Below are 23,082 nucleotides of genomic sequence, written 5' to 3'. Positions count from 1 at the left end.
ACTCCTCGCCGACACTCCGATGGACTGCGTCCACCCTAACCCGGCAGACACTCAGGTGGTTGCTACGCTGAGCACATCGTTCAGGCATTTGGTCCATAGGAGCTCCGTGACTCGCACGTCATCCTCCCGCTTCGCGGCGCAGTGGAACACCGGCGTCATCATCATCTTCGCGCTACTCGGATTCGGCTTCGGCAGCTGGCTCGGCCGGCTCCCCGCACTGCGCGACCATCTCGGCGCGAGCACGCTCGAGATGAGCTGGTTCGGGCTCGCGCTCGCGCTTGGTTCACTCACCGGGCTCGTGTTTTCGGGCCGCACGGTGTCGTGGCTCGGCCCGCGCAAAGCCCTCGCGATCGGCATCACCGGTCAGGCCGTCTCGCTTCCGACCGCCGCGACCCTGTTCTGGTTCGATGCGCCCGTCGCGGCCGTCGTGTTCCTGGTGATCTACGGGCTCATGTTCGGCACCTCCGACGTCGCAATGAACGTCAGCGGCGCCGGGGCCGAGCGCGCGATCGGCAAACCGCGCATGCCACTGATGCACGCGGCTTACAGCCTGGGAAGCGTGAGTGCGATGGGCGTTTCGGCGTTGGCGGAGTCGGCGCAGCTCGCCGTGCCCGTGCACCTCGGCACGGTCTACGCGCTGATCCTGGTCGCCGCGATCTTTACGCTGCCCAACCTTCCGCCGGGCAATCATGACGAGCCCGAGGCCGACAGCCTGCGCAACGTGCACACGGGCCCGATCCCGATTCCGACCACCACCGGCAATGTGCCGGTCGCGCGGCGACCGTACAGCCCGTGGCGCGACCCGCGGATCGTCGTCGTCGGCCTCATCGCGATGTCGATGGCGCTTGCCGAGGGCACTGCCAGCGACTGGCTGCCGCTCGCGCTGGTCGACGGCCGCGGGTTCACGAATGAGGCCGCGGCACTCACGCTCGGCGTCTTCTTCGTGTCGATGACGCTGACCCGCATCGCGGGGTCGGTGCTGCTGACGCGCTTCGGTCGGGTCGCCGTGCTGCGCGGCGGTGCGGTGCTCGTGCTCGCCGGCCTCGCACTGGTGACGCTGGTGCCGCTGACCTGGGCGAGCGTCGTCGGGTCGGTGCTGTGGGGAGTCGGGTGCGCTTTCGGGTTTCCGATCGGCATCTCGGCCGCCGCCGACAACCCTGCGACCGCGACGCGCGACGTCGCCGCGGTCTCGGCCATCGCCTACACCGCGTTTCTGCTCGGCCCCATGTCGATCGGTTTCTTCGGCGAGCACGTCGGCCTGCTGCGCGCCTTCTGGCCGCTCGCGTTCTTCGCGCTCTTCGCGTTCGTCTTCGCTCGGGCGGCACGCGAACGCGCTCCGATGCGGGAGTCGTCGCGGGCGTCGTAAGCCGGTAAACTTCTGCGGGTGCGAATCGTTGTTGCAGACTGCTCCGTTGACTATGCGGGGCGCCTGTCGGCGCACCTGCCGCGTGCAAAGCGCGTGCTCATGCTCAAGAACGACGGCAGCATCTTGGTGCACTCCGACGGCGGCTCATACAAGCCGCTCAACTGGATGAGCCCGCCGTGCACACTCGCATCGCTCGAACTCGACGACGATCAGACGAGCGCCGGCATCGTCGAAGCGTGGGAGGTCACGCACAAGAAGACCGCGGATCGCCTCATCGTCTCGCTCTTCGAAATCTTCCATGACAGCTCGCACGATCTCGGCATCGACCCAGGCCTCATCAAGGACGGCGTCGAAGCGCACCTGCAAGAGCTGCTCGCCGACCAGATCGAACTCGCCGGCGAGGGCCACACCCTCGTGCGTCGCGAATACATGACCGCGATCGGCCCGGTCGACATTCTCGCGAAAGACGAGAATGGTGGATCAGTGGCCATCGAAATCAAGCGCCGCGGCGGCATCGACGGCGTCGAACAGCTCACCCGCTACCTCGAACTCATGAACCGCGACCCGAAGCTCGCACCCGTCACGGGCGTCTTCGCCGCGCAAGAGATCAAGCCGCAGGCGCGCACCCTCGCCGAGGATCGCGGCATTCGCTGCCTCGTGCTCGACTACGACGCGATGCGCGGCATGGAGGATCAGAACACGCTGTTCTGAGGAACCCGTTTGATTACAGCGATGTGGCGGCTTTAGTCCGCGAGGAGCCCGCAGGGCGTTCAGCGAAGATAGCCGCGACCGAATGCGCTCTCCCTCGCAGCCGTTAACAACAGCTGAGCGTGAAACGTGACACTCATTCATTCAAGAGAACCCAACATTCGCAGGACTCGTCAATGACGTCCAGAAGCTACGCACACGCCGAGACCAATTCGGACGCGGACTCGCCTATGTGTAACCCGCATTGGCCCAGATGAGATGAACGACAAGTCCCTCTCCCCGGCGAAATCGAAAGGCCTCCGGGGTTTGCCAAGATACCTCTCCGGGGTTTCTTTTCCCACACGGGTTCAATCGAGCAGAAGGAGTCAGGTAATGGCTGAGGAAACGTCGTCAATACCGCCTCAGGCAGATGTGATTGCGGAACTCGCTGACCCATCCTTCAACGCATAGCGCTGACGGTGTCGCGCTCACCAGGATTACCGTTATCACCAATCTGCTCAACTGCACCCAATAGCTTTTCACGGGATTTCTGAGCCTTCTTCTCATACGAGTTCATAGTCCGCAGTTGCCGAGCGATAACCGCAAGTGGATCAGCCTCCACGCGAGACAAGTGCCATGGTTCCGCATCAAGAACGTGGATCTCGCGGTACTCCTCTGACTCCTCCATGTCGGAGTAGTTTGCCTGAACTTCATATCGCTGCGGCAAGCCCCGATCGGGGTCCATCTGCTCTTTCGTGAGGTCGAGGACATAGGCAAACTTCTTGCCCGGGGGAATTTGCTGGAATACATATTCGCCAGAAAACTTCTCGCGAATCCATTCGAGCGCCCTGTCCTTGTCGCCCTGCCGACCAACACCGCTTGACTCAAACTCCGGTGACGACTTGAGCCGCACGCCCTTTGCTACTGATTGGCCACGGTTCTCAATCACAACGAGGGTGAATCCGGTTCTCGGCGTCGAATCTGGATCCTTAGGGACGGACGGCAGGAACTCAAAACTCACGTCCAAATATGGCCGCATCGTTGCACGGCTAGCGTCAGACGCCTGCCGGCTGGCATCGGCTGCGGCCGCATTGGCCTGCCACATAGCGGTTAGCTGTCTGAGTGCGATCCCAGCCGCAATAATTGCCGCCAACAACGTACAAAAAGCCCAGAGTGCTTGCCACTCCCCATCCGTTGGAGCCCAACTCCAGCGCCACCAAGCGCTTTCAAGTGCATGTGTCGAGTTCATCATTCTCGACTCCCTAGGCTCTCGCGTGTCCATTCAACCCCGTGGACCACGGGCATGAAATGGAAATCTCGGTAAGTACCCCTCACTTCGAACCACTTTCCTAGCCGTCGATCACGCAAGAACCCACTCACAGTCATTGCGTCCTCTGCCGCCATCCCCGCTTCAAGGCAAGCCCGATGCAACTGATCTGGATCAACACCGATCCAACGAGCCGGCATGTTCATCATGTCCGCGAGGAGCTTGTGCTCCTCATTCCACTTCAAACCATCGCTATATTCCGCAGCTATTCCAGCCAGATGCTCCACAACCGCAGACAACCCGTTCGGCAATTCGCTCATACCTGCATGGTGCCACATAGCCAGGACACTGACCCGACCTGGCATCAACTAAAGGCGCACCTGTTGGATGGGGTAGTTGGACCCGATGAGGAGCGTCCTGTGGCCCACAACCTGCATCCATATTTTTACACAATAGGTATGGGCCGAGATGACCGCAGAAGTTCAGGCTGCCGACCCATCTGCAGCCTGAACTCGCACCGCACGAGGCTGGCCCCTGAAGGCTATGTCCCTCGTGTCAGCACGCATTGGCTGATTCGCGTTCGTGCCGAGTGAACTGCGAACAAACGATGAGGCACCCTGTCCCCGGCCTTTCAAACGGACTCCCGCATACGGGACTTCGGGCTGTTATTTCAGAGCGCTGCACAGCGCGCTGAGCGACGTGAAGAACTTGAGCGTTTGGTGCGCGGAGAAGATGCGCGTCGAAGTGAACGACACCTCCCTCCAAGCACCTCATCACTAACAGGAGACAGCCCCTCAGCTCCGTGGTTTCCCGGAAAGTTGAGGGGCTGTCTCATATATGCGTCAAGCGCGTGGGGCTGGCCGCACTCCGTCACAACTGGGACATTCCAAGCGTCTTGGAAATCCCGCGCGCTAACCCGGGAACGGGGCGAGTTCCAGTTACTTCGGCAAAGACGCCAAAACGAGTACCGATAGCCCGCTCGCGACCAAGGGCAATGCGAAGATCAACGTGATTGCGATCCAGAACATGCTACTCATGCTTGCTCGACCAATTTCGCGAAGGAAAATGGCATCCGTCCCGGTTCTGGCGGCGATTGCGCGGGTCGCATAGTCGATCGCGTTCATGCGGCGTCTGTACCCAATGCGAAAGAGGTCGCATGTGAGCAGAAACAGTTGGACCCAAGCCGCAAAGACGAGGAGGAATGGGAGAATCTCGAAGCTTGCAGCCAATGAGTTGAAGTTGCGGTTGCCTGTGTGGAAGCCTGCTTCGTAGGACCTTGTGATCAGCCATGTGATGTACACGGTTCCGAGAAGTGCAGCAGAAGATACTCCGAAGTTCTTGTAGCTCGCGATGCGCTTGCCTAAGACCGACCTCTCCGCGAGTGGACGCAACGGAGGAATGGTGTCTGCGACGATGAACCCGAATGCAGCAATTGTGACGGTGGCGAAGGCGATGGCCATGAAAACCCCAATCATTACCACTTGAATAATCGGCAAGCCGGAGGTTTGAGAGACGCCTAAAGTCGCGAGCGTTCCAACTCCAAGGATGAGTGCTACCGCTATCCAGATCGTTGTTCGCTGAGAGGGCTGATTGTTGAACATCTTTTGAGTATCTAAGGTGCTACCGACATTCATCCACGCGCCACCACACTTAGGCGCTCCAAATATCGGTACTAACTATGCCCAGAATGCCGCTATTCCAACGATCCCTACTGCAGCCCCCCCCCATAATCACCACACGACCTAACACGCTGTTCCAAGACCGCCGCGCGGTTTCGCAATCGCCGATGCTTCACTCAATGTCGTAGGGTCACGATATGCGCATCGTCGTCTCGGGCACCCACGCGAGCGGCAAGAGCACGCTCATTGCAGATTTCGCGCTTCGCCACCCGGAGTACACCGTGTTGCCCGACCCGTTCGATCTCATCGACGAGATGTGGGATACCCCGAGTTCAGTCTCTTTCGCTGCGCAGCTCCGCGTTTCGGCCGACAGACTCATGCCTGTTGACAGGCCCGAGAACCTCATCGCCGAGCGCGGACCTATCGACTTTCTCGCATATCTGCTGTCCATCGATGAATTGGCGGGCGGATCGGTTTCGCGTCAGCTACTCATCCGCTCGACCGAGCTCACCCGCGAGGCACTGAACCATGTCGATTTGCTCGTCGCGCTTCCGCTTACCTCGTCCGACCCCATTGCGCCGGGCATCGAGGAGTTTCCGGAGCTCCAAGGCACCATGAATGACATGCTGCTCGATCTCCTCGGGGACCCCAAACTGATCGGCCCGAGCACGAAAGTCGCCGAGATCACAGGACCCCCAGACCGCCGCCTCTCAACTCTCGAGTCGCTGGCGTCACATGCCCGAGAAGCCTGAAGGTCTACGCCGCCGTCAGCCGCCCACGCGCTGAGCGCACCCGGAACCACAGGGTGAGCTCGCGTGCAGCGCGACTCGTGACGAAGTGATCCGAAGCCGACTCCAGGTCGTCGAACGTATCCCGAAACCCGGCAGGTGCGGGCGCCGCAGACTCCGCTGACGGCTCGTACCCCATGGTCCAATCCTGAAACTGCCGCTGCTCGATCGGTTCGTCGAGCAGCACGCGAACAGACTCGTGACGCGGGTCCGCGTGGATCGCCGAGAACAGGGCATGCACATCGCGCTCCGCCCCCTCCAAGAACTGGATGAAGCGCCCCTGCCGATACAACAGCATGCCAGTCACCCCCGCTGCAGCATTGTGTGCGCGCGCACGAACCAGCAGGTCGGGGAGCTGAGCTTCGGTGAATGCGCTCGTCGCGCGGCTCGAGTACACGAGCGAGTGCAGGGCCGCAGACCCGATCATCTGCACCGGTGAGTGTGTCATGGGTTATGCCGCCTTTCCGGGTGCGTCAGGGAGTGACCGTGACGCTTCAAGCGCGGTGATCGCAGCCGACAGCGTCGCGAAGCTGCCGATCTCGCGCGAATACTGATCACAGGCGAGATATTGTTCGGCGCCGATGCGATCCACGAATCCGAGAAACTCGCCATCGCGGCTGCCGACAAAGAAGTCGTCTTCCACCTGCGACCAAGTGTCGAGGCCACCTACGTACGCACCTGCGTCCATCGGATCCTCCTTCTCGTCGGTCACGTTCGCGCCAACGATTCCATGATTCCACACTTTACACAAAAACTGTCATACTTTCTGGACATGGCAAAATGGTCACCACACACTGCATGCCACGACCGCTGACCTTGAGGGGAACCGAGAACACATGGGATCACTGCGCTACGACGGCCTTGTCACCCACTTCGAGGACCGCACGCTTGCACACCTGCAGATCGTGATCGTGCAGAAGCTGATGCGCGGCGAATCGTTTCTCATGTCATGGAAAGACAGCGTGAACGGCGGCGACGGACGCACGGCGATCTGGATCTCGCCCGACATCCCCGTGACGTTCAAGTTCATGGGCAGCCGCGTGCCCGAGATCAACAAAGACTGGCTTCTCGTTCTGGGCAAGTCGGCCGAATCGACCACCGGCCTCATCGTCATGAAAGAAGACGGCACGCTCGCCGCAGCCGATGCCGAGGGTGACAAGTACCCCGGCAACCTGCGGTCAGCGAAGTAGGTTCACGCCTAAAGCCGCTCGGCAATCCACCGAGACCCCGCGCGACGCAGCGCGAGCTCGGCGACCTCCGCACCGCCATCTCGACGTGCGGTACAGCGCCAACCCGTCAGCCGTTCCGGTGCATGCGTGATCAAGGGGTGCGCATGACTCTCGGGCACCTCGATGATCGGTCGCGGCGACCCCTCGATGCGCCACCGCGCGCGCTCGAAGACCAACCGCGCCGGAACCCCATTCGCCATCCAGACCACCACGGTGTCATCGCGAACGGGCAGCTTCGGCCCGATGACTGATTCGAACATATGTTCGAGTGTACGCCGACTTTTCGCGACGCGCCCATTGGTGCTCGAAGTTCGTTCAGCCGGTGCTGTCGCGCCCGATCGCCGACAACGACGGAGTGAGTCGCTTCACATGGCGCCGCTCATGCAGCCCCGTGAGATCACCGGCGTCACCGAACTTCTCCACACCGTCGGCCTGCCACCCTAGGCGCGCATAGAACTGCGACGCACGCTCATTGCCATCGAGCACCCAAAGATACGCTGCGCCGAAACCCGCCGCGCCCAACTCGCTCTCGACCCGAGAGATCAGGGCGAAGCCGATGCGCTGCGACCAGAAGTTCGGGTCCACATACAGCCCGGCGAGCTCGCCGAGCGAATCCGACCCCGCATCGCGGCCGGGCCCGAACGTGGCCCACCCCACGATTCGATCACCCGCGACCGCGACCACCATGCGATGCGACGAGGCCCCCTTACTCACGACGCCCTGCCCGTCGGTCACCTCGCCCGCGAGTGACGCGGCGATCCACCCCGCCCACCGTTCAGTGCGCCGTTCGACACTCAATGCGCTCAGTACGTCATCGGCAATGAGCCCGCGATAGGCACTTTGCCACGACCGCACGTGCACGTCGGCCACACCCCGGGCGTCGCACATCATCGCCTCACGAATCTCGATCGCACTCATGCCACCACGGTAGTCGCCCGCACAGGCTCAGCATTCGTGCATGTCACTGCGCGTCGAGAGCCGCTCCCCGGTGCCACATTTGGGGAAACAGGACTCCTCGGGGAGCGGCCGAAAGTAGCTTTTCATCTTTGGCCCGCAATGTGCACCGCATTGACAGCCCCACGTGAGCATGCCATGCATACACCTCACCGACTAGCCGCTGCCGCACCGTAGTTCTGCGGCGGATACTGCGGCGTGGGCGGCTGCGTGCGCTGAGTGCTCTGCGCTCGCGGCGACCCCTGCGCCGCGGGCGCACCAGGTTGCAGCGGCGCGTCAGCTCGGCCCGGCACCTGCGGCGAGCGCGACGGCCACGGCACCGCCCGCTCCGCCTCGGTGCGGGTCGCGAAGATGCCGACCATGCGTTGCCGGTGCCGCACGGGATGCCAGGCGAGCAGCACATACCGCGCCTCCCCTGCAGTGTCTCGAATGCCGCGAATCACCGCTTTCGGGTACTGCGCGAACTCGCGCATGACGATCCACTCGTCACTCGCCACCTGAATCAGGTTTGATCGCTCTGCCACGTGCAGCAGCGTAAATCCCACCACCGACGTTGCTGGCGTAGGGTGGCCCGGTGATCCGCCACCCGTCGCGGCGGAGTTCTTCGCTCACGCGGATCGATCGACGACGAAAGCTCCGAATGAACGAATTTCTCCTGCGGGAGCGAAGCTGGTGAGAGGCCCGGCTCGCACCCCGGCTCTCTCCCCGGGCCGCGACTAATCGCCGAACGTGCACTGGTCGCCTTCGACAGTGAGCGTCGCCGAAGGGTTGAGTGCGTCGAACAACTCGGACTGCACCTGGCAGGCCTCCGCGATGTCGATGGTCAGCGACCCGAAGGGAATCTCGGAGAGTCCCACGGAAGAGTCGCGCTCGACGATGCCCTCAGACACCACTCCTGCACCCGCCACCGAGATCGTGAAGTGCATCGACGCGGGCTCGTCCGTGGCGCCATCCGTACCCCAGTACGAGATCGTCACGGTGCCGCTCTCGGGCGCCGCACTGCACGCCGACAGCCCGCCGAGGCACAGCGCCGCTGCACCGGCAACGACCGTCGTACGCAAGGCGCGCACCGCGCGATACTGACTCATGCACTCAGTGTGGCAGTGACGATCGCGACTGCGCGAGCTACTTCGCGTCGCCCGCGGGCATGCCGATCAGAAACCCGGCAACCGCACCGATCGCGAGACCGCTGCCGGCTCCGAGCCCGATCAGGCCGATCAGGCCGCCCAGCACGGCGCCGATGCCACCGCAGACCACAATTCCGGCGACCACCCACACGATGGTCGCCCGCGTTACCGATTTCTCCTGCTCACTCACTGTGCCCAGGGTACTCCGGTTCTCGAATCCCCGAGACGGGGAGACTGGGAGACGACGCATCGCCCGAAAGCGCAGCGCACGAATCATTCATCCGAACGCCGAAACCAGCGCCCGGTTGCGCTGCGTGATGAGGCGTCGAGTGAGATCGCGAAGAGGTCTTCGGGCGGCACCGGCGCAAGAGTTTCAATCGTGAAGGATCGCGTCACGCAATCCCTCCCGCTTCGGGTTCGGGCAGGTCGGCGTCGACTCGCTGCGCACTCCGCACCGCATCGGTTCCGCGTCGATCGAGACCGAAGTGAATCAGCAGCGCTCCGGCGAAGAGGATTGCGCCGATCATGTTGCCGGCATACGACACGAGATTCAGCGACCCCATGAACGCCCAGTAGAGGTCGTTCGCTCCCACGGTGGGCTGCGGGATCAGTTGGGCGTACTGCGTGAGAAACGAAACAACGACCAGCCCGAGGCCACTCCACATCAGCATCTTCAGGTTCTTGCGCATCGTCGCCCTCCTTCGCGCCGGGCGCGAGCGGAAGTGCGCCCGGTTGCCCCTACGCTAGCGAGTTCGTAGCCTTTCCAAAACCCGTCGAGCGACGCCGCACGAAATCGAGGATCATCGACGCGACCGGCTCCGGGCTGCGAATGATGGCTTCGTGGCCGCGATCCGGAATCAACTCCATGACGCCGTCGGGCAGCGCGTCGGCGACCTCGCGCACCCAATCGGGCGGGCAGACGCGATCGTCTTCGCCGGTGAGCACGAGGGTCGGGGTCGTGATCGTCGGGCAGATCGCCTCGATGCGATGCCCGAGCATGAATCGCAGCTTGTTGAGAAACCAGATCGGGCTGGTCTTCGCGTACTGCCAGAGCCCGAGCAGCAGCACCTTCGGGGTCTCGCCCCAGAGGTCTTGCACCATGCGCATGCCCTGTCGGATCGCCGTGCGCTCGTGGCGGTTCACCGTGGGCGCGATGAGCACGAGCGCCTCGACGAGCTCGGGGTACCGGTGTGCGACCTCGGCGACGATCTGCGTGCCCATCGAGTGTCCGACGAGCACGGCGGTGTCGGGCACGCGGTCGCGGATGAACTGGGCGATCACCTCGGCGGTCTGCTCCAGCGTTGCAGCCGACCCGGGCTCCGGTGAATCGCCGAAGCCCGGCAGGTCGACCGCAAGCACTCGACCATTGCCCGAGAGCTCTTCGCCGACCCCGGCGTACACGACGCGCCCCATGCCGATGCCGTGGATCAGCACGTAGACGCGATCGCCCGCATCGGTCGGGCCCGCGGTCTCTGTGTAGGCCATCTCGACCGGCCCGTGCTCGTAGGTCAGATCGCGCGGTTCCATCTCAGCAGACTAGCGCTCGAGCCCCGCGAGAATGATGTCGAGCCCTCGCTCGAACGAGGCATCGAGATCGAGTGCAGGATCAGCCGCCGCGTCATCGCCCGCGCCCCGATCCGAGCCGGCACCGTTAGCGGCTCCGGCGTCGGCCCGGCCGACCAGCGACCCGAGGGCGCCCAACGCTGCGGCCTGCCGGTGCGTCTGCGTGGACTGCGTGTGGCCGAAGGTGAAGAGCAGGATGGTGCGCGCGCCGTCGGCTCCGATGAGCTCGGCCAGGCGATCCTCCACTGCCGAATCGCCGAGCCGGAACGCCGCCGCCGTCGCGACCACGTCGGCGCCGTCACGAATGTCGAGCATGGCCCCACGAAGGGCGAGACAGATGAAGCGCGCGCGGTCAGCCGGCCCGACCGGAGCACCGTCGCGCGTGAGCACCGCGCCCGCCTCGACCTGCAGCACTCCGCCGGCGATCTCGTCGGCCATGAGCGCAAGCAGGCTCTGCTTATTGGGCACGTGGTGATAGAGGGCGCTGGGCTGCACGTCGAGCGCCGCGGCGACCCGGCGCATCGAGCAGCCCTCGAGCCCCTGATCGTCGAGTACCTCCAACGCTGTGGAGACGACATCGGCGAGCGTGTTGCGCATTTCCCCAGCCTAGCGCTAACCTGAACACCGTTCACCAGAACACTGTTCAGGTTGGCCTGCCGGGCCGGGGCATCACCCCGCCGCAGCGCCCGACTCACCGAGGAGCCCCCATGACCACCGACGCCACCCCCGCGCTCGAGACCGCCGCGGCCCCGCGCCGCAATCGCGTCGCCACCGATCTTGCGCTCATCGCCGCGTTCGCCGCCCTGATCGCCGCCTGCGCGCTGCTCCCCGCCATCAGCATCGGCGGCCTCGTGCCCATCACGCTGCAGACCTTCGCCGTGATGCTCTCGGGCGCCGTGCTCGGGGCGCGACGCGGATTCTTGGCCGTGCTGCTGTACCTCGCCGTCGGCGCGATCGGACTGCCGGTGTTCTCGGGAGGATCGGCCGGCCTCGCCCCGTTCGCCGGCCCCACGGTCGGCTATCTCGTCGCGTTCCCGCTCGCCGCGCTGCTCACCGGCTTCATCGTCGAACGCCTGCCCCGCCGCAAGATCGCCGCGAGCATCCCGCTCATCTTCGTCGCCGGCTTCGCCAGCAGCCTCATCTTCATTCACCCGCTCGGCGCACTCGGTCTCGCGTGGCGCGGCGGCATGAGCATCGGCGACGCCTTCCTCTTCGATCTCGCGTTCATTCCGGGCGACATCGTGAAGAACATCCTCATGGCGCTCGTCGCGACTGCCGTGCACCGCGCCTTCCCCGCGCTGCTTCCGACCCGCGCGCGCTGAGCTCGCACCGGCACCGCACCCGCACCCGCACCCGCCCCCGAGTAGGATCTCCGCGTGATCGAACTCCGCTCCGCCACCGTGGTCGCCCCTGGCCCCGACGCCGATCGGACGATTCTGCAGCCCACCTCGCTGACGCTCGCCGAGCACCGCATCTCGGTGATCGGCGGCAACGGCTCGGGCAAATCGACGCTCGCCCGGCTCGTGAACGGACTCATCGAGCCGAGCGCGGGGTCCGTGCGCATCGGCGTCGACGCGGGTGCATCGAGCGGCGCCCTGCTCGATACCCGCCGCGACGGGGCCGCCGTGCGCCGCGCAGTGGGGTTCGTCTTCACCGACCCATCGGCGCAGCTCATCATGCCGACGGTCGCCGAAGACGTCTCGCTCTCGCTGCGCCGCAGCCACCCCGACAAGCGCGAGCGTCACGCGGCAGCCCTCGCCGTGCTCGAGCGCTTCGGGCTGGCCGAGCGCGCCGACCAGAGCGTACACACGCTCTCGGGCGGGCAGAAGCAGTTGCTCGCCATCGCGTCGGTGCTCGCGGGCGACCCGGCGATCCTCGTCGCCGACGAACCGACCACCCTGCTCGACCTGCGCAACGCCCGCACCATCGGTGATCTGCTGATGTCGCTGCCGCAGCAGCTGCTCGTCGTCACCCACGACCTCGACCTCGCCGCGCGCGCCGACCGCACGCTCGTGGTCGACGACGCTCGCGTCGTGTTCGACGGCCCACCCGCCGAGGCGATCGCGCACTACCGAGAGCGAGCACTTCGGTGAGCGAGGCGTCTCCGCTCGGCAGCTACATCACCCGCCGCGGCCCGCTGCACGCGGTGCGACCGGGGGCGAAGCTGCTCGGGCTGTTCCTCTTCGCGATCGTCGTCATGGCGCTGCGCGGCACGGGCGCAGCCTCGCTTTGGACGACCACACTGTGGCTCGGGATCGCGATCGCACTCGCCATCCTCTCGGGCATGCGCGGCCGCGACTTCGGCCGGGTCGCCCGTGGCTTCGCCATCGTCGCGGTGCTGCTTTTCGTTTTCACCGCCGCGAGCGACGCGTTCGCTGCGGTGGGCGGCATCGGCGCGGCCGGGGCCGCCTTTCCGGGCGCCACGGCCTGGGCCGCCGGCGCAGTGCGCGGCTATGTGGTGGTCGGCAGCCTCTTCGCGCTGATCCTCGCCGCCAGCGCAGTCACCGCGAGCACCGCGATCGAAGACATGACCGACACCGTGACCTGGGCAATCGGGCCGCTACGCCGCTTCGGCGTCAAGCCTGAGCGGGTCGCACTCGCGTTCTCGCTCGTCATCCGCGCGATTCCAAATGTCATCGGCATCTCACGCGAGACCCGTGACGCGGCACGCGCTCGGGGCCTCGAACGCAGCCCGCGCGCCCGCGTCGTGCCGCTGGTGATCCGCACCGTCGCCCAGGCGCAGCTCACCGGTGAGGCGCTCGCGGCGCGGGGCATCGGTGAAGAGGACGAGGGTGTGGATCAGCCCGGTGGTTCGGAGCACACGCGCGGTCGAGGCGCGTCGGCCGCGTAGTCTGGGAGCATGACGGAGCAGCCGCCGATCCCTGAAGACGTGCACGCCGACTACGTGAACGAGGCGGCCCGCGCCGCACTCGATGCACTGCAGGCGACCCCCGACTACACGCACCTCGCCGCGTTTCTGAACGCGCTTCGCGAGGGCTACCTCGTCGTCGACGTCACCGGCGCCGCGACAAAGAAGAAGGGGCACCGGGTGCGCACCATCCGGTCGACCACCGGCAAGCCCGTGCTGCCGATCTTCACGTCGATGGCGGAGCTGCGCGCCCTCGCGCCGAGCTCGCGCGCCGACGAGGTGCGCGGTGCAGTGATGCCCGCTCGAGCCGCCCTCGCGCTCATCGGCACCGACCGGTTCGTCGCCGCCGAATTCGACAAGGCGTCGGCCGCACTCGTGATGCTGCGCAAATACGTAGTGCTCGCCTCGGGAGAGGGCGAGATCACCGCCGAGATGCTGGAGAGCATGCGGTAGATCGCGCGCCCGCTCCTCAACGCCTAGAAGTGCATCTGCTGCAAGGTGGCGTACTTCGTGAGGAATTCTTCGAGCTCGGCGTGCTCCGCCGGCACCGAAAACTGCACGCGACGGTTCTCGCCGTCGGCGAGAATGATGTCGTTACCGTTTGACACCCGGATCGATGACCACGGCGCCGCCCAGGTCACCGCGGATGCCGCATCGCTGGCGGTGACTCCGTTCGCGTCGAGCTCCAGACGCACCGACTTCGCCGAACCCGAGATCGGGTAGCTCGCGGGGAACTCCGCCTGCTCCCAGGGCTCGAAGTAGACGGCGAGGCCCAGCTTCGCCTGCGGCCATCCGGCGCGCAGGCTGCGCGAGACCCGAGACACCCGCAGATCGGTTGGAGTAGGCGTGCCGTCGGGGCCCGGCACGAGCACCCCCGCGACGATGCCGCCGATGTCATACGTCTGCCGGAAAAGCTCTTCCTGCCGCCGATCTGCAAGCTCGATATCGCTGCTCACGATCACCGGCTGCCCAACGATCCACTGCGTGCTCACCTGCCACGTGGGGCGGTCGGCACGCTTCTTCTTCGCAGAACTGCGAACTCCGAAGAAGACGATGGCGGCGAGCACCAGCACACCGACGGCGAGAAAGATCAGGATCCCCATGTCATCACTCACAAAAGTGATTTTAGGGCCCAAAATCTCCTGCCGCTAGTGCCTGCGCGCCCGCCGCCCGCTCCCCGATGAACGCTATTCCGCCGACTTCATGCCGAACGCTCGCACGGCTTGCGCGATGCCGAGGATGATCATCGAGATGCCGAGCAGCAGCCACAGGGTGACCGCCCCGAGCAGGGGCGAAAAGATCAGGGTGAGACCGGCGAGCAGCCCGATGACACCGTGAATAATGCCCCACACTTTGCTCTTCGCCTGGCTCAGCGTGCTGAACGCGAGTACGGCTTCGAAGATCCAGAGCACACCGATGGTGATGGTGAGGAAGAGCGCGAGCAGTGCGCCGGTGGCCTTGAGGTTCGCGAGCATGACGAACCCGCCGATGACGTAGAGCAGGCCGAGCACGATGTGCCCCGTGCGCGCCCAACCGCCAACCGTGCGCCCGAAGAGCGCCGAGCCGACGTAGACGACGCCGACCACGAGGGCGTAGGCCGCGGTGAGTGCGGCGATGATCTGGGTGGTCACGGCGCCCGATGCCCCCGGGAAGAAGACGATCAGCAGACCGAGCACGATGGCGATGAGGCCGCCGATGCCGAGTGCGGTGCGAAGCGCGTTGCTGCTTGCCGCAGCCTCTGGGGTTGTGGGTGCGGATGACGCCATGTCGACTCCTTATTCAGGTGCGTGCGGCAGCGCCGATGCGCGCCTGCTCTTATCATGGCGGATTCTCAGGAAATACACGAGAGCGGGTGCAGGGAAGACGTCCTCGCACCCGCTCCGCCCGTGTTAGCGAGTCTCTCCGTTGAACGTCCACTGCTCTCGCGGCACGCCCTCGACCGTGACCCACGTATCCGGCCGCTTGCCGTCGGGGCCGGTGCAGTACTCCGCTATGAGCGCATCGATGGCGACCGCGAGCCGACGCGCGAGTTCCGGATCCTGCTGCAGCCGATGCTCGAACATCTTCACAGTGACGAGCGGCATGTCAGCGCACCTCCCCCGACCAGATCTCCGCGAATCGTGCGCTCCGCTCCGCACGCGCCGCGAGCGCCTCGTCCATCGAGACGGGCACGAAGCGCACGCGCGTGCCCGGCGCCATACGGGCGAACAGGTCCATATCGGCGCTGATCACTGTGCCGGCCTGAGCGTATCCGCCACCCGACACCGCGTCGCAGTGCAGCACGATCGGTTGCGTCCCACCAGGAATCTGGATGGATCCGACCGCGTAGCCGGCGTCCGTGATATTCGAGGGGTCCTGCCCCGCGCCGAACGGTTGCTCCTCCTGCTTCCAGGGGGCGCCAGGGCCGTCGAAGCGCAGCCCCATCCGGTCGGCGACCGGGGTGAGCGTCCACTCCTCGTCCGTAAGGTTGCTGCGGCCCTCATCGGTGAGTTTGTGATCGTAGAGGCCGAACATGATGCGCACCGCGACCTCGCGTTCGAAGCTCGGCCGCCACGCCTCAGGCACCGCGTCGAGCCTGGGCAGCGCGCTCGTCGGGGCGGCGCCGACCGGCACCACGTCACCGGCCTGCAGCGCCCGCCCTTCGAAGCCGCCCATCTTGCCGATGGGATACGTCGAGCGGGAGCCGAGCACCTCCGGCACGTCGATGCCGCCGGCGACCGCGATGAAGAACTTCGCGCCGCCGCGGATCACGCCGAACGACAGCTCGTCGCCGGCTCCCAACTCGACCCGCTCGTACTCGGCCACGGGCTCGCCGTTGACCAGCACGTCGACCGGTGCTCCGGTGATCGCGAGCACCGTGTGCGCGTCCACGCGGATCTTCGGCCCCAGGTAGGTGCACTCGAGCAGCGCGTCATCGGGCCCGTTGCCGACGAGCCGGTTCGCGAGCGCGGCGGAGTACTGATCCATGGCACCTCCCTGCGGAATGCCGAAGCGGTAGTAGCCGAAACGACCACGATCCTGCACAGTCGTGGCGAGACCGGGGGTGAGAATCTCAAGCGACATCGAGGGCCTCCAGCAGGGTGCGGTTGTAGGCGTCGGGATCCGCGAGCGCCTCGGCGAGCGTGAACGTGACGGGCGCCTGGCGGTAGCGATAGGTGCCGGCGGCGACCTGCGCCTCGATCTCGCGGTACTCGGCCTCGTCGACGGCGCGGTACTTCACGAGGTCGCCCGTGCGGAAGAGCACCATGAAGTCGGCGAAGTCGGCGAGCTGCTGCTCAGGGTCGAAGATCGGGGTCGGCGTGATCCCGAGCATCTGGTACCCGCCGGCACCGCGCACCGAGTAGTGCGCGGTGAAGCAGCCGCCGTAGCCGATGGTGAGCGCCGGAGTGTCGGTGCGGGGGCTCAAGTACTTCGGCACCTCCAACTGCCGCTCGCGCGGCGTCAGCTGGAAGAGGAAGGGAAGGCCTGCGACGAACCCGACCATGGAGACGATCCAGGGGGTCTCGTGATGCCGACGGATGAACTCCTCGGCTGAAGCCAAGCCGTTCACCTCCGCGCTGTAGTCGAGGTCGGTGCCCTCAGGCCGTTGGTGGAAGCCCTCGCGGAACCGCTGCTCCACCTCCGCCGTGTAGGGATCCCCGTACCAGACGGGCATCTCCATAATGCGCGTCTCGAGTTGCTGCACGGTCGCCCGTCGCACCTCGGTCTCGAACTCGCGCACCCGGGCCTCGAGCACACCATGCGATAGCGCGTCGGGGTCGAAGCGGATGAGGAGTGAGGCGTTCGCGGGGCAGATGTCGACGATGCCGTCGAGCGCCGCCTCCTCGAGCCCGTGGGCCACTGCGTTCGCGATGAAATTGGATTCGAGCGACATGTCGGGCGAGATCTCGACGAGCAAGAACTCGTCGCCACCCCATGTGTAGCGCGACTGATCCGTGTGCGTCATGAGGGCTCCCCCAATAGTCCTGGTACGGATTCGATGTAGGTCGTGTAATGCTCCGCGGCGCTGAAGTCCTCGAGGTCGACGAGTCGGCGCATCAGCGGCACGGTCGTTTTGATGCCGGAGATCTGCGTCTCGTCGAGCACCCGGATCGCGCGAGCGCGAGCCTGTTCGCGATCGGCAGCCCAGACGACGACTTTTCCGAGCAGCGAGTCGTAAAACGGCATCACGGTCTGCCCGGCCGAGAACCCGAAGTCGGAGCGAACACCGGGGCCGCCTGACAGTTCGAGCGTCTCGATGAGGCCCGGGCTCGGCATGAAGTTGTTCTCGGGGTCTTCGGCGTTGATGCGGAACTCGAAGGCGTGCCCCTCGAACGTGATGTCGTCCTGCGTGTAACCGAGCCGCTCGCCCGACGCGACGCGCAACTGCTCGCGCACGAGGTCGATACCCGTGATGGCCTCGCTGATGGGGTGTTCGACCTGCAGGCGCGTGTTCATCTCGATGAACGCGACCTCCTCGCGCACCGGGTCGTACAGGAACTCGACGGTGCCCGCTCCGATGTACTGCGACTGCCGCGCGAGTTCCACCGAGGTTTCGCGCATCTGGGCGCGGATCGCGTCGGGCAGGCTGGGCGCCGGCGCCTCCTCGATGACCTTCTGCTGGCGCCGCTGCATGGAGCAGTCACGGTCGCCGAGGTGCACCCACGACTCCCCGTCGCCGAAGATCTGCACCTCGACGTGGCGGGCGCGCGTCACGAAGCGCTCGAAGTAGACATCGGCCGACCCGAAGGCGGCGAGCGCTTCGGCCTGCGCGATCTCGACCGTGCCCCGCACCTCGGCGCGCGATGCGATGCGGCGAATACCGCGACCACCGCCGCCTGCCGAGGCCTTGACCACGAGCGGGTAGCCGATACCGTCGGCGATCGACTCGATGTCGGCCTCGATGTCGAGCACGCCTTCAGTGCCGGCGAGCACGGGCACCCCGGCGGCGATGGCGGCCTCGCGCGCACGCGCCTTGTCACCCATGAGCTCGATCGACTCGGGGCTCGGGCCGACCCACACGAGACCGGCCTCTTGCACGCGTCGCGCGAACGCCGCGTTCTCGGACAGGAAGCCGTAGCCCGGGTGCACCGCGTCGGCACCGCTGGCCGCTGCGGCGGCGAGGATCGCGTCGTGGTTCAGATAGCTGAGCCCGGCTGGCGCTGGCCCGATCACGTGGGTTTCGTCGGCGAAGCGCTCGACGTTCGAACCGCGGTCGGCCTCGCTCACGACGGCGACCGTGGCGATCCCCATCTCTTTCGCCGTGCGGATGATGCGGATCGCGATCTCGCCGCGATTGGCGATGAGCAATTTCTTCACTGCTGCAGCTCCTTTGTTGCCGTTCGTCGCACCCATCAGTCGATGGTGGCGATGACATCGCCCGGGCCGACGGTGCCGTTGTCTTCGATCTCGAACGCGGTGAGGGTTCCCGCGCTCTCCGACCGAACCTCGGTGAACTGCTTCATGATCTCGATGACACCGATGGTCTGGCCGGCCTCGACCGGGTCACCCGCTTCGACGAACGGCGGCTTGCCTGGTGCGGGGCTGCGATAGAAAATGCCCGGAAGGGGCGCGATGACCTGTGAACTCATGGGTGTGATCTCCAGTGATGCGTGGGCGGTGCGGTGCAGGTAGCGGGGTGGTTCAGGCGGCGAGCGCCGCACGGACTGCGGCGGCGACCTCGACGGCGTTCGGGGTATCAGAATGCACGCAGATGCTGCGGAACGCGATGGGAAGCTCCGTACCGTCGTTCGCGAGCACCATGCCGGTCTCGAGCGCGCGACGCGTGCGCTCGGCAGCAGCAGCGGGGTCGGTGGCGAGCGGCTGGCGCAGGATGATGAGCCCGCCCTCGGAGTTGTAGTCGAGGTCGACGTAGAGCTCACCGACGAATTCGACGCCCGCGCGCTCGGCGACGCGCTGGTGGGCGGATCCCGCAATGCCGAAAACCGGCACGTCGAAGTCGGCGGCGACGCGCACGGCTCCGGCCATGAGCCCCTCGTCGCGTGCGAGCATGCCGTAGAGCGAACCGTGGGGCTTGATGTGGTTCAGCGGGAGGCCGTGGGCCTTCAGGAAGCCGCTCAGCGCGCCGACCTGGTAGCGGATCAGGCTCTCGACCTCGTCGGCGGTGAGCTTCATTTCGCGGCGGCCGAAACCGACGAGATCGGGGAGGCCCGGGTGGGCTCCGATACGGACGCCGTGCTCGTGCGCGAGGGCCACGGTCGCGGCCATCGTCTGCGGGTCGCCCGAGTGGAACCCGCACGCCACGTTGGCGACATCGATGATCGGCATCAGTGCCGGATCGTTCCCGAAGGTGTGCAGGCCGAGGGCTTCGCCCATGTCGGAGTTGACAGTAACTTCTTCACCACGTTGTGCAGTCATGGCGTCTAACGTACGTGCTCCAAACGAGAGACGTTATTATGCAGGTGCAAGAAACTTCAGGATGAAATTGTGCAAGCGCAAAGGAGCCGCACGTGCGCGTCGTCGATCTGCTGACAGACCCCTCGCTCGACCTGCGCCTCGAGACCCCCTCGGGCACGAAACGACTCAACCGCGAGATCGCCCGGTGCGCCCCCATGGAACACCTCGATCCGACGCCGTTCCTGGAGGAGGACGTGCTGCTGCTCACCTCGGGGATCGGCATGAACTTCACCGAGCCGGCGATCTGGGACGGCTACGTCGAGCGCCTCGCCGGGGTGCCGGTCTCGGCGGTCGCCTTCGCGATCGGCTCCGCGCACCGTGAGTTGCCACCCGGCCTCGTCACCGCCTGCGCCGCCTACGATGTCCCCCTGCTCGAGGTGCCGACCACTGTTCCCCTCCACAAGATCGATCAATACGTCGAGGAGTGGATTCAGGCGGAGCGCATGGAGCGGTTCAACCGTGGTTGGCTCCTCGCCGACGAGTGCGCGCGGCTCGCGAGCCAGGGCGCAGAGATCACCACGCTGCTCGCCGCGATTCATGCCGTGGTCGAGGGGCCGCTCGCGGTCTACGACGCGTTCGACTCGCTGATCGCGCAATACCCCGAGACCGCCACCTGGCGCACCGGCAGCGGGCGCGTTTCTGGCCCCGAAGAGCTCAGCATTCCGCTGCCCATGGGCCTGAGCAATCCGTGCCAGCTGGCCGTGCGCCTGCACCGCTCCGCCGGCGAGGTGGAGACGCTGCTCGCCCCCGTCACCGCGATTCTGGCGCTGCAACTGAATCGCGCAGTCGCCGTCGACGCGAGCAGCCACCAAGACATGCTGCGCTTCGTGAACCGCTGCGTGGGCTGGTCGGAATCGACGCGCAGCGACGTGGCGAACGCGTTCCACGAGCTCGGCCTGAGTCGCCGCGCCGACACCGCGTTGACCGTCGCCGACCTCAGCGGCGAGCACGCGGCCGCGGCCTGGAAGCTGCGCGTCGCCCTGCACGGCGCCTTCCACGATGTGCGCGTCGCCGAGATCGACGACCGTCTCATCGCGCTCGCACAGTTTCCCCGCGAGGGGTTCGTCGAGGCCTCCGAGGCGCTCCTGCACCTCAAGCCGGCGCTGCCGCTGGTGTTCCGCGGGCCGATGCGCACCATCGACGAGCTGCGCATCTCGCTCGTTCACGCACTCGACCTCGTGCACCACACTGCGCACCCGGTCGTCGCTCCGGCTCTCGGCCTCAGTGCCGTGGTCGCAGCGGCGGCCGGGCGCGGGGCGCGCGAGTCGGCCGAGCACTTCCTCGCCCCGCTGCTGGAGCACGATGAGCAGCGCAGCACCGAACTGCTGCCGACGCTGCGCGCCTGGATTCGCAATGACGCCCAGCCCTCGCGCACCTGCGACGAACTCTTCATCCACCGCAACTCGCTGGGGTATCGCATCCGCCGCATCGAGGAGATCCTCGGCCTCTCGCTCGATACTCTCGAGGGGAAGGCCACCTGCCTGATGGCGCTGCGACTGGTCGATATCGAGCCGTACTGATACCGCAGGACGCACGCGCCTGGCCCCGCAGTCACGCCGAGCGGTGCTCGGGCCCTGCGGGGCCAGGTCGGGTGCAGATGTCAGATCAGGATCCGACCACCGCGATCAGTCCGGTGCGGCTCGTTGGACGCACTTTCCAGAGCAGCGCGTAGACGACCGCAGATGACACGGCCGTCAGAATCGGACCCCAGGTCGATCCGACGCCCGCGAGTTCGGGGTTGATGGCACCGAACTGCAGCATCACAAGACCGATTACCGTACCGACGATCCACGCGATGAGACCGTTGCTGTTGAAGGGCTTGTAATGGCGATCGTCGATCGCGGAGTGCTCCTGGTTGCGGCCCTGGTCGAGCAGCACGTGAGTGAGCGCGATCGCGACCCACGCCGTCACCAATACCCCCTGCCAGGCGAGGGCGAGCAGCAGGTACTGCACGATTGGGAGCAGCATCAACAGGAAGATGATGACGGAAGAGATCAGCACCCACGCGATGTTCGGCAGGTTGAGTCTCAGCACTCGCTCGCCGAACGCTTTCAGATTCGCCGCACCCAGGTAATAGTTCGCGGTATTGATGCGGGTCTGCGAGGCGATGATGACGACCAGGCCGAAGATGCCCATGAGGCTGACCATGCCCCCGGCGACACCGCTTTCCGACACTTCCATGCCGGGAATGGTGAAGGTGAGGAAGATGCCGACGAACGCCGAGAAGCCGTAGGCGAGCACGTAGAACAGCGGGCCGAAGGTGAAACGCTGATGGAACTTCACGTCCTTGCGCTTGCCCAATGCTGCGTAGTCCATCGTGAACATCATCATGATCCAGATGCCCATGTACCCGGCGAAGGTCGCGAGCCAGCCCGGGCCGCCCAGAGAGAAGGGCAGCTCCACCGCAGGCGCATGGGTGAGCCACGCGTCGCCGAATCCGTAGACCACGCCGGCCCAAATGACCGCTGCGACGAGTCCGAAGAAATAGAGCGGCATCAACCAGCCGTTGAGCTTGTCGAGGAACCGGCGCACACCACCGATGATCAATGGGGTGGAGTAGAGCACGACGATCAGGCTCCACATCCACATCTCTCCACCGAATGCCGCCATGAACGCATACGCCACGATCGAGCCCTCGAAGACGGCGTAGTAGATCGCCACGAGCGCGAAGATGATCGTCGCGATCGATGATCCGGCCGTACCGAGAATCGTGCGCGAGAACTGGGCGACCGTGGTGCGGTTGTTGATCGCGTACTTCGAGAGCACCGCGTTGATCGCGCCATACACGATGATGGTGAGCACGATGCCGATGATGGCGTTAACCGTGCCGTAGGCGGCGGCCATGGCGGCGCCGATGTAGACGAAGAAGAACGCGCTGGCGACGCCGTACCAGGCGAGCGCGAGCGAACCGCGCTTCATCTGGTCTTCGTCGTTTGCCTCGCGCGCCAGGGCGTCGGTGGCTTCGACATCCTCGTTGGTCCCGGTGAGATTGAAACTCACGATGTGTACCTCCATTGGTATCCGGGGTGCCGCATCTCACAGTTCGCACGGCGGTGCGCGAAGCGGGAGCGGCGGTGGGGTTCGGGTGATCGCTTCCGGCGGGCGCCGTTGCGAGTGCGGAGTGCGATGTTCCGGGCGGCCCCTCCGCCCGGTATCGCATTTATTGTTATGGAAGGGATGACGAATCAGTACTGTGCAACAGACGGAACATTCGCAA

Annotated in this window: 31 protein-coding genes; 9 read left to right on the top strand and 22 right to left on the bottom strand. The window is 65.5% G+C overall.

Annotated features, from left to right (window positions below; translation table 11 throughout):
• Positions 1–19: 19 nt before the first annotated feature.
• Both AMS67_RS11800 and nucS read left to right on the top strand, forming a co-directional pair.
• A complete protein-coding gene (locus tag AMS67_RS11800) occupies positions 20–1,366 on the top strand; it encodes an MFS transporter (protein WP_156316641.1) in 1,347 nt (448 codons plus the stop codon).
• Positions 1,367–1,384: 18 nt separating this feature from the next.
• Positions 1,385–2,077, top strand: coding sequence for an endonuclease NucS (gene nucS, locus AMS67_RS11795; RefSeq protein WP_053387567.1), 693 nt, complete (start codon positions 1,385–1,387; stop codon positions 2,075–2,077).
• Between the two features lie 436 nt (positions 2,078–2,513).
• Here nucS and AMS67_RS17380 read toward each other — a convergent pair whose 3' ends face one another.
• From AMS67_RS17380 to AMS67_RS11785, 3 genes are all read right to left on the bottom strand, one after another.
• Positions 2,514–3,305: a DUF8453 domain-containing protein gene (locus tag AMS67_RS17380; protein ID WP_156316640.1), complete on the bottom strand. Its 792-nt coding sequence runs from the start codon at positions 3,303–3,305 to the stop codon at positions 2,514–2,516.
• Positions 3,302–3,640: a hypothetical protein gene (locus tag AMS67_RS17375; RefSeq protein WP_156316639.1), complete on the bottom strand. Its 339-nt coding sequence runs from the start codon at positions 3,638–3,640 to the stop codon at positions 3,302–3,304. Before AMS67_RS17375 ends, AMS67_RS17380 begins: the two co-directional genes overlap by 4 nt.
• 618 nt (positions 3,641–4,258) lie before the next feature.
• Entirely contained in the window at positions 4,259–4,921 is a 663-nt protein-coding gene (locus tag AMS67_RS11785) for a hypothetical protein (RefSeq protein WP_156316638.1), read from the bottom strand.
• A gap of 215 nt (positions 4,922–5,136) precedes the next feature.
• Here AMS67_RS11785 and AMS67_RS11780 point away from each other — a divergent pair, with 215 nt between their 5' ends.
• The gene (locus tag AMS67_RS11780) at positions 5,137–5,691 is read left to right on the top strand and encodes a nucleoside/nucleotide kinase family protein (protein ID WP_053387564.1); all 555 of its coding nucleotides are present in this window, start codon (positions 5,137–5,139) and stop codon (positions 5,689–5,691) included.
• 4 nt (positions 5,692–5,695) lie between these two features.
• On the opposite strand, the gene AMS67_RS11775 is transcribed toward AMS67_RS11780, so the two are convergent.
• A complete protein-coding gene (locus AMS67_RS11775; protein WP_075201360.1) occupies positions 5,696–6,175 on the bottom strand; it encodes a BLUF domain-containing protein in 480 nt (159 codons plus the stop codon).
• 3 nt (positions 6,176–6,178) lie between these two features.
• Positions 6,179–6,439, bottom strand: a complete 261-nt coding sequence (locus AMS67_RS11770) for a hypothetical protein (RefSeq protein WP_241488066.1) — start codon at positions 6,437–6,439, stop codon at positions 6,179–6,181.
• Between the two features lie 124 nt (positions 6,440–6,563).
• On the opposite strand from AMS67_RS11770, the gene AMS67_RS11765 reads away from it, so the two are divergent.
• Complete coding sequence (locus tag AMS67_RS11765) at positions 6,564–6,917, top strand: DUF7882 family protein (RefSeq protein WP_053387562.1); 354 nt, start codon at positions 6,564–6,566, stop codon at positions 6,915–6,917.
• Between the two features lie 8 nt (positions 6,918–6,925).
• Here AMS67_RS11765 and AMS67_RS11760 read toward each other — a convergent pair whose 3' ends face one another.
• The 8 genes from AMS67_RS11760 to AMS67_RS11725 form a co-directional block, all read right to left on the bottom strand.
• Positions 6,926–7,216: a hypothetical protein gene (locus AMS67_RS11760; RefSeq protein ID WP_053387561.1), complete on the bottom strand. Its 291-nt coding sequence runs from the start codon at positions 7,214–7,216 to the stop codon at positions 6,926–6,928.
• 55 nt (positions 7,217–7,271) lie between these two features.
• Positions 7,272–7,874 carry a GNAT family N-acetyltransferase gene (locus tag AMS67_RS11755; protein ID WP_053387560.1) on the bottom strand — a complete coding sequence of 201 codons (603 nt, stop codon included), beginning with the start codon at positions 7,872–7,874 and terminating at the stop codon, positions 7,272–7,274.
• Positions 7,875–8,059: 185 nt separating this feature from the next.
• Positions 8,060–8,434: a hypothetical protein gene (locus AMS67_RS11750; RefSeq protein WP_156316637.1), complete on the bottom strand. Its 375-nt coding sequence runs from the start codon at positions 8,432–8,434 to the stop codon at positions 8,060–8,062.
• A gap of 192 nt (positions 8,435–8,626) precedes the next feature.
• The gene (locus tag AMS67_RS11745; protein ID WP_053387558.1) at positions 8,627–8,998 is read right to left on the bottom strand and encodes a hypothetical protein; all 372 of its coding nucleotides are present in this window, start codon (positions 8,996–8,998) and stop codon (positions 8,627–8,629) included.
• Positions 8,999–9,035: 37 nt separating this feature from the next.
• Positions 9,036–9,227, bottom strand: coding sequence for a hypothetical protein (locus tag AMS67_RS11740; protein WP_053387557.1), 192 nt, complete (start codon positions 9,225–9,227; stop codon positions 9,036–9,038).
• A gap of 202 nt (positions 9,228–9,429) precedes the next feature.
• Positions 9,430–9,726 (bottom strand): hypothetical protein, encoded by a 297-nt coding sequence (locus AMS67_RS11735; RefSeq protein ID WP_053387556.1) that lies wholly within the window; start codon positions 9,724–9,726, stop codon positions 9,430–9,432.
• A 49-nt stretch (positions 9,727–9,775) separates the two neighbouring features.
• Positions 9,776–10,564 carry an alpha/beta fold hydrolase gene (locus AMS67_RS11730; RefSeq protein WP_053387555.1) on the bottom strand — a complete coding sequence of 263 codons (789 nt, stop codon included), beginning with the start codon at positions 10,562–10,564 and terminating at the stop codon, positions 9,776–9,778.
• 9 nt (positions 10,565–10,573) lie between these two features.
• Entirely contained in the window at positions 10,574–11,197 is a 624-nt protein-coding gene (locus AMS67_RS11725) for a TetR family transcriptional regulator (RefSeq protein ID WP_053387554.1), read from the bottom strand.
• 110 nt (positions 11,198–11,307) lie between these two features.
• Here AMS67_RS11725 and AMS67_RS11720 point away from each other — a divergent pair, with 110 nt between their 5' ends.
• The 4 genes from AMS67_RS11720 to AMS67_RS11705 are packed head-to-tail and all read left to right on the top strand — an operon-like array spanning position 11,308 to position 13,922.
• Positions 11,308–11,922, top strand: a complete 615-nt coding sequence (locus AMS67_RS11720; protein ID WP_053387553.1) for a biotin transporter BioY — start codon at positions 11,308–11,310, stop codon at positions 11,920–11,922.
• 54 nt (positions 11,923–11,976) lie between these two features.
• Positions 11,977–12,693, top strand: coding sequence for an energy-coupling factor ABC transporter ATP-binding protein (locus tag AMS67_RS11715; RefSeq protein ID WP_053387552.1), 717 nt, complete (start codon positions 11,977–11,979; stop codon positions 12,691–12,693).
• Complete coding sequence (locus tag AMS67_RS11710; RefSeq protein ID WP_082305493.1) at positions 12,690–13,451, top strand: energy-coupling factor transporter transmembrane component T family protein; 762 nt, start codon at positions 12,690–12,692, stop codon at positions 13,449–13,451. The genes AMS67_RS11715 and AMS67_RS11710 overlap by 4 nt, the downstream gene beginning before the upstream one ends.
• A gap of 9 nt (positions 13,452–13,460) precedes the next feature.
• Positions 13,461–13,922 (top strand): SseB family protein, encoded by a 462-nt coding sequence (locus AMS67_RS11705; RefSeq protein ID WP_053387551.1) that lies wholly within the window; start codon positions 13,461–13,463, stop codon positions 13,920–13,922.
• Between the two features lie 23 nt (positions 13,923–13,945).
• On the opposite strand, the gene AMS67_RS11700 is transcribed toward AMS67_RS11705, so the two are convergent.
• The 8 genes from AMS67_RS11700 to pxpA all read right to left on the bottom strand — a co-directional run bounded on the left by AMS67_RS11700 (position 13,946) and on the right by pxpA (position 19,826).
• Complete coding sequence (locus AMS67_RS11700; RefSeq protein ID WP_156316636.1) at positions 13,946–14,584, bottom strand: hypothetical protein; 639 nt, start codon at positions 14,582–14,584, stop codon at positions 13,946–13,948.
• 72 nt (positions 14,585–14,656) lie between these two features.
• Positions 14,657–15,235 (bottom strand): HdeD family acid-resistance protein, encoded by a 579-nt coding sequence (locus tag AMS67_RS11695; protein WP_053387549.1) that lies wholly within the window; start codon positions 15,233–15,235, stop codon positions 14,657–14,659.
• A 123-nt stretch (positions 15,236–15,358) separates the two neighbouring features.
• Positions 15,359–15,553 (bottom strand): tautomerase family protein, encoded by a 195-nt coding sequence (locus AMS67_RS11690; RefSeq protein ID WP_053387548.1) that lies wholly within the window; start codon positions 15,551–15,553, stop codon positions 15,359–15,361.
• A 1-nt stretch (position 15,554) separates the two neighbouring features.
• Positions 15,555–16,532, bottom strand: a complete 978-nt coding sequence (locus tag AMS67_RS11685) for a 5-oxoprolinase subunit C family protein (protein ID WP_053387547.1) — start codon at positions 16,530–16,532, stop codon at positions 15,555–15,557.
• Positions 16,522–17,415 (bottom strand): 5-oxoprolinase subunit B family protein, encoded by an 894-nt coding sequence (locus tag AMS67_RS11680; RefSeq protein ID WP_053387546.1) that lies wholly within the window; start codon positions 17,413–17,415, stop codon positions 16,522–16,524. Before AMS67_RS11680 ends, AMS67_RS11685 begins: the two co-directional genes overlap by 11 nt.
• Positions 17,412–18,767, bottom strand: a complete 1,356-nt coding sequence (locus AMS67_RS11675; protein ID WP_053387545.1) for an acetyl-CoA carboxylase biotin carboxylase subunit — start codon at positions 18,765–18,767, stop codon at positions 17,412–17,414. The genes AMS67_RS11680 and AMS67_RS11675 overlap by 4 nt, the downstream gene beginning before the upstream one ends.
• 35 nt (positions 18,768–18,802) lie before the next feature.
• Positions 18,803–19,039, bottom strand: coding sequence for an acetyl-CoA carboxylase (locus AMS67_RS11670; RefSeq protein ID WP_053387544.1), 237 nt, complete (start codon positions 19,037–19,039; stop codon positions 18,803–18,805).
• Between the two features lie 52 nt (positions 19,040–19,091).
• Positions 19,092–19,826 (bottom strand): 5-oxoprolinase subunit PxpA, encoded by a 735-nt coding sequence (gene pxpA, locus AMS67_RS11665; protein WP_053387543.1) that lies wholly within the window; start codon positions 19,824–19,826, stop codon positions 19,092–19,094.
• Between the two features lie 92 nt (positions 19,827–19,918).
• Here pxpA and AMS67_RS11660 point away from each other — a divergent pair, with 92 nt between their 5' ends.
• The gene (locus AMS67_RS11660) at positions 19,919–21,385 is read left to right on the top strand and encodes a PucR family transcriptional regulator (RefSeq protein ID WP_053387542.1); all 1,467 of its coding nucleotides are present in this window, start codon (positions 19,919–19,921) and stop codon (positions 21,383–21,385) included.
• An 85-nt stretch (positions 21,386–21,470) separates the two neighbouring features.
• On the opposite strand, the gene AMS67_RS11655 is transcribed toward AMS67_RS11660, so the two are convergent.
• Entirely contained in the window at positions 21,471–22,865 is a 1,395-nt protein-coding gene (locus tag AMS67_RS11655; RefSeq protein ID WP_156316635.1) for a purine-cytosine permease family protein, read from the bottom strand.
• Between the last annotated feature and the right edge of the window lie 217 nt (positions 22,866–23,082).

The organism is Leucobacter japonicus, from assembly GCF_001273855.1.
Taxonomy (GTDB): domain Bacteria; phylum Actinomycetota; class Actinomycetes; order Actinomycetales; family Microbacteriaceae; genus Leucobacter; species Leucobacter japonicus.
Note: the sequence above shows the minus strand (reverse complement) of the source record. Positions and strands in the feature narration are given on the sequence as shown.

What these genes read in the sequence shown, in the direction of transcription:
- AMS67_RS11800 (WP_156316641.1), top strand. Translation starts at nt 20, where the DNA reads ATGGACTGCGTCCACCCTAACCCGGCAGACACTCAGGTGGTTGCTACG.
- AMS67_RS17380 (WP_156316640.1), bottom strand. Translation starts at nt 3,305, where the DNA reads ATGATGAACTCGACACATGCACTTGAAAGCGCTTGGTGGCGCTGGAGT.
- AMS67_RS17375 (WP_156316639.1), bottom strand. Translation starts at nt 3,640, where the DNA reads ATGAGCGAATTGCCGAACGGGTTGTCTGCGGTTGTGGAGCATCTGGCT.
- AMS67_RS11785 (WP_156316638.1), bottom strand. Translation starts at nt 4,921, where the DNA reads ATGTTCAACAATCAGCCCTCTCAGCGAACAACGATCTGGATAGCGGTA.
- AMS67_RS11780 (WP_053387564.1), top strand. Translation starts at nt 5,137, where the DNA reads ATGCGCATCGTCGTCTCGGGCACCCACGCGAGCGGCAAGAGCACGCTC.
- AMS67_RS11775 (WP_075201360.1), bottom strand. Translation starts at nt 6,175, where the DNA reads ATGACACACTCACCGGTGCAGATGATCGGGTCTGCGGCCCTGCACTCG.
- AMS67_RS11765 (WP_053387562.1), top strand. Translation starts at nt 6,564, where the DNA reads ATGGGATCACTGCGCTACGACGGCCTTGTCACCCACTTCGAGGACCGC.
- AMS67_RS11760 (WP_053387561.1), bottom strand. Translation starts at nt 7,216, where the DNA reads ATGTTCGAATCAGTCATCGGGCCGAAGCTGCCCGTTCGCGATGACACC.
- AMS67_RS11755 (WP_053387560.1), bottom strand. Translation starts at nt 7,874, where the DNA reads ATGAGTGCGATCGAGATTCGTGAGGCGATGATGTGCGACGCCCGGGGT.
- AMS67_RS11745 (WP_053387558.1), bottom strand. Translation starts at nt 8,998, where the DNA reads ATGAGTCAGTATCGCGCGGTGCGCGCCTTGCGTACGACGGTCGTTGCC.
- AMS67_RS11735 (WP_053387556.1), bottom strand. Translation starts at nt 9,726, where the DNA reads ATGCGCAAGAACCTGAAGATGCTGATGTGGAGTGGCCTCGGGCTGGTC.
- AMS67_RS11730 (WP_053387555.1), bottom strand. Translation starts at nt 10,564, where the DNA reads ATGGAACCGCGCGATCTGACCTACGAGCACGGGCCGGTCGAGATGGCC.
- AMS67_RS11725 (WP_053387554.1), bottom strand. Translation starts at nt 11,197, where the DNA reads ATGCGCAACACGCTCGCCGATGTCGTCTCCACAGCGTTGGAGGTACTC.
- AMS67_RS11720 (WP_053387553.1), top strand. Translation starts at nt 11,308, where the DNA reads ATGACCACCGACGCCACCCCCGCGCTCGAGACCGCCGCGGCCCCGCGC.
- AMS67_RS11705 (WP_053387551.1), top strand. Translation starts at nt 13,461, where the DNA reads ATGACGGAGCAGCCGCCGATCCCTGAAGACGTGCACGCCGACTACGTG.
- AMS67_RS11695 (WP_053387549.1), bottom strand. Translation starts at nt 15,235, where the DNA reads ATGGCGTCATCCGCACCCACAACCCCAGAGGCTGCGGCAAGCAGCAAC.
- AMS67_RS11690 (WP_053387548.1), bottom strand. Translation starts at nt 15,553, where the DNA reads ATGCCGCTCGTCACTGTGAAGATGTTCGAGCATCGGCTGCAGCAGGAT.
- AMS67_RS11685 (WP_053387547.1), bottom strand. Translation starts at nt 16,532, where the DNA reads ATGTCGCTTGAGATTCTCACCCCCGGTCTCGCCACGACTGTGCAGGAT.
- AMS67_RS11680 (WP_053387546.1), bottom strand. Translation starts at nt 17,415, where the DNA reads ATGACGCACACGGATCAGTCGCGCTACACATGGGGTGGCGACGAGTTC.
- AMS67_RS11670 (WP_053387544.1), bottom strand. Translation starts at nt 19,039, where the DNA reads ATGAGTTCACAGGTCATCGCGCCCCTTCCGGGCATTTTCTATCGCAGC.
- pxpA (WP_053387543.1), bottom strand. Translation starts at nt 19,826, where the DNA reads ATGACTGCACAACGTGGTGAAGAAGTTACTGTCAACTCCGACATGGGC.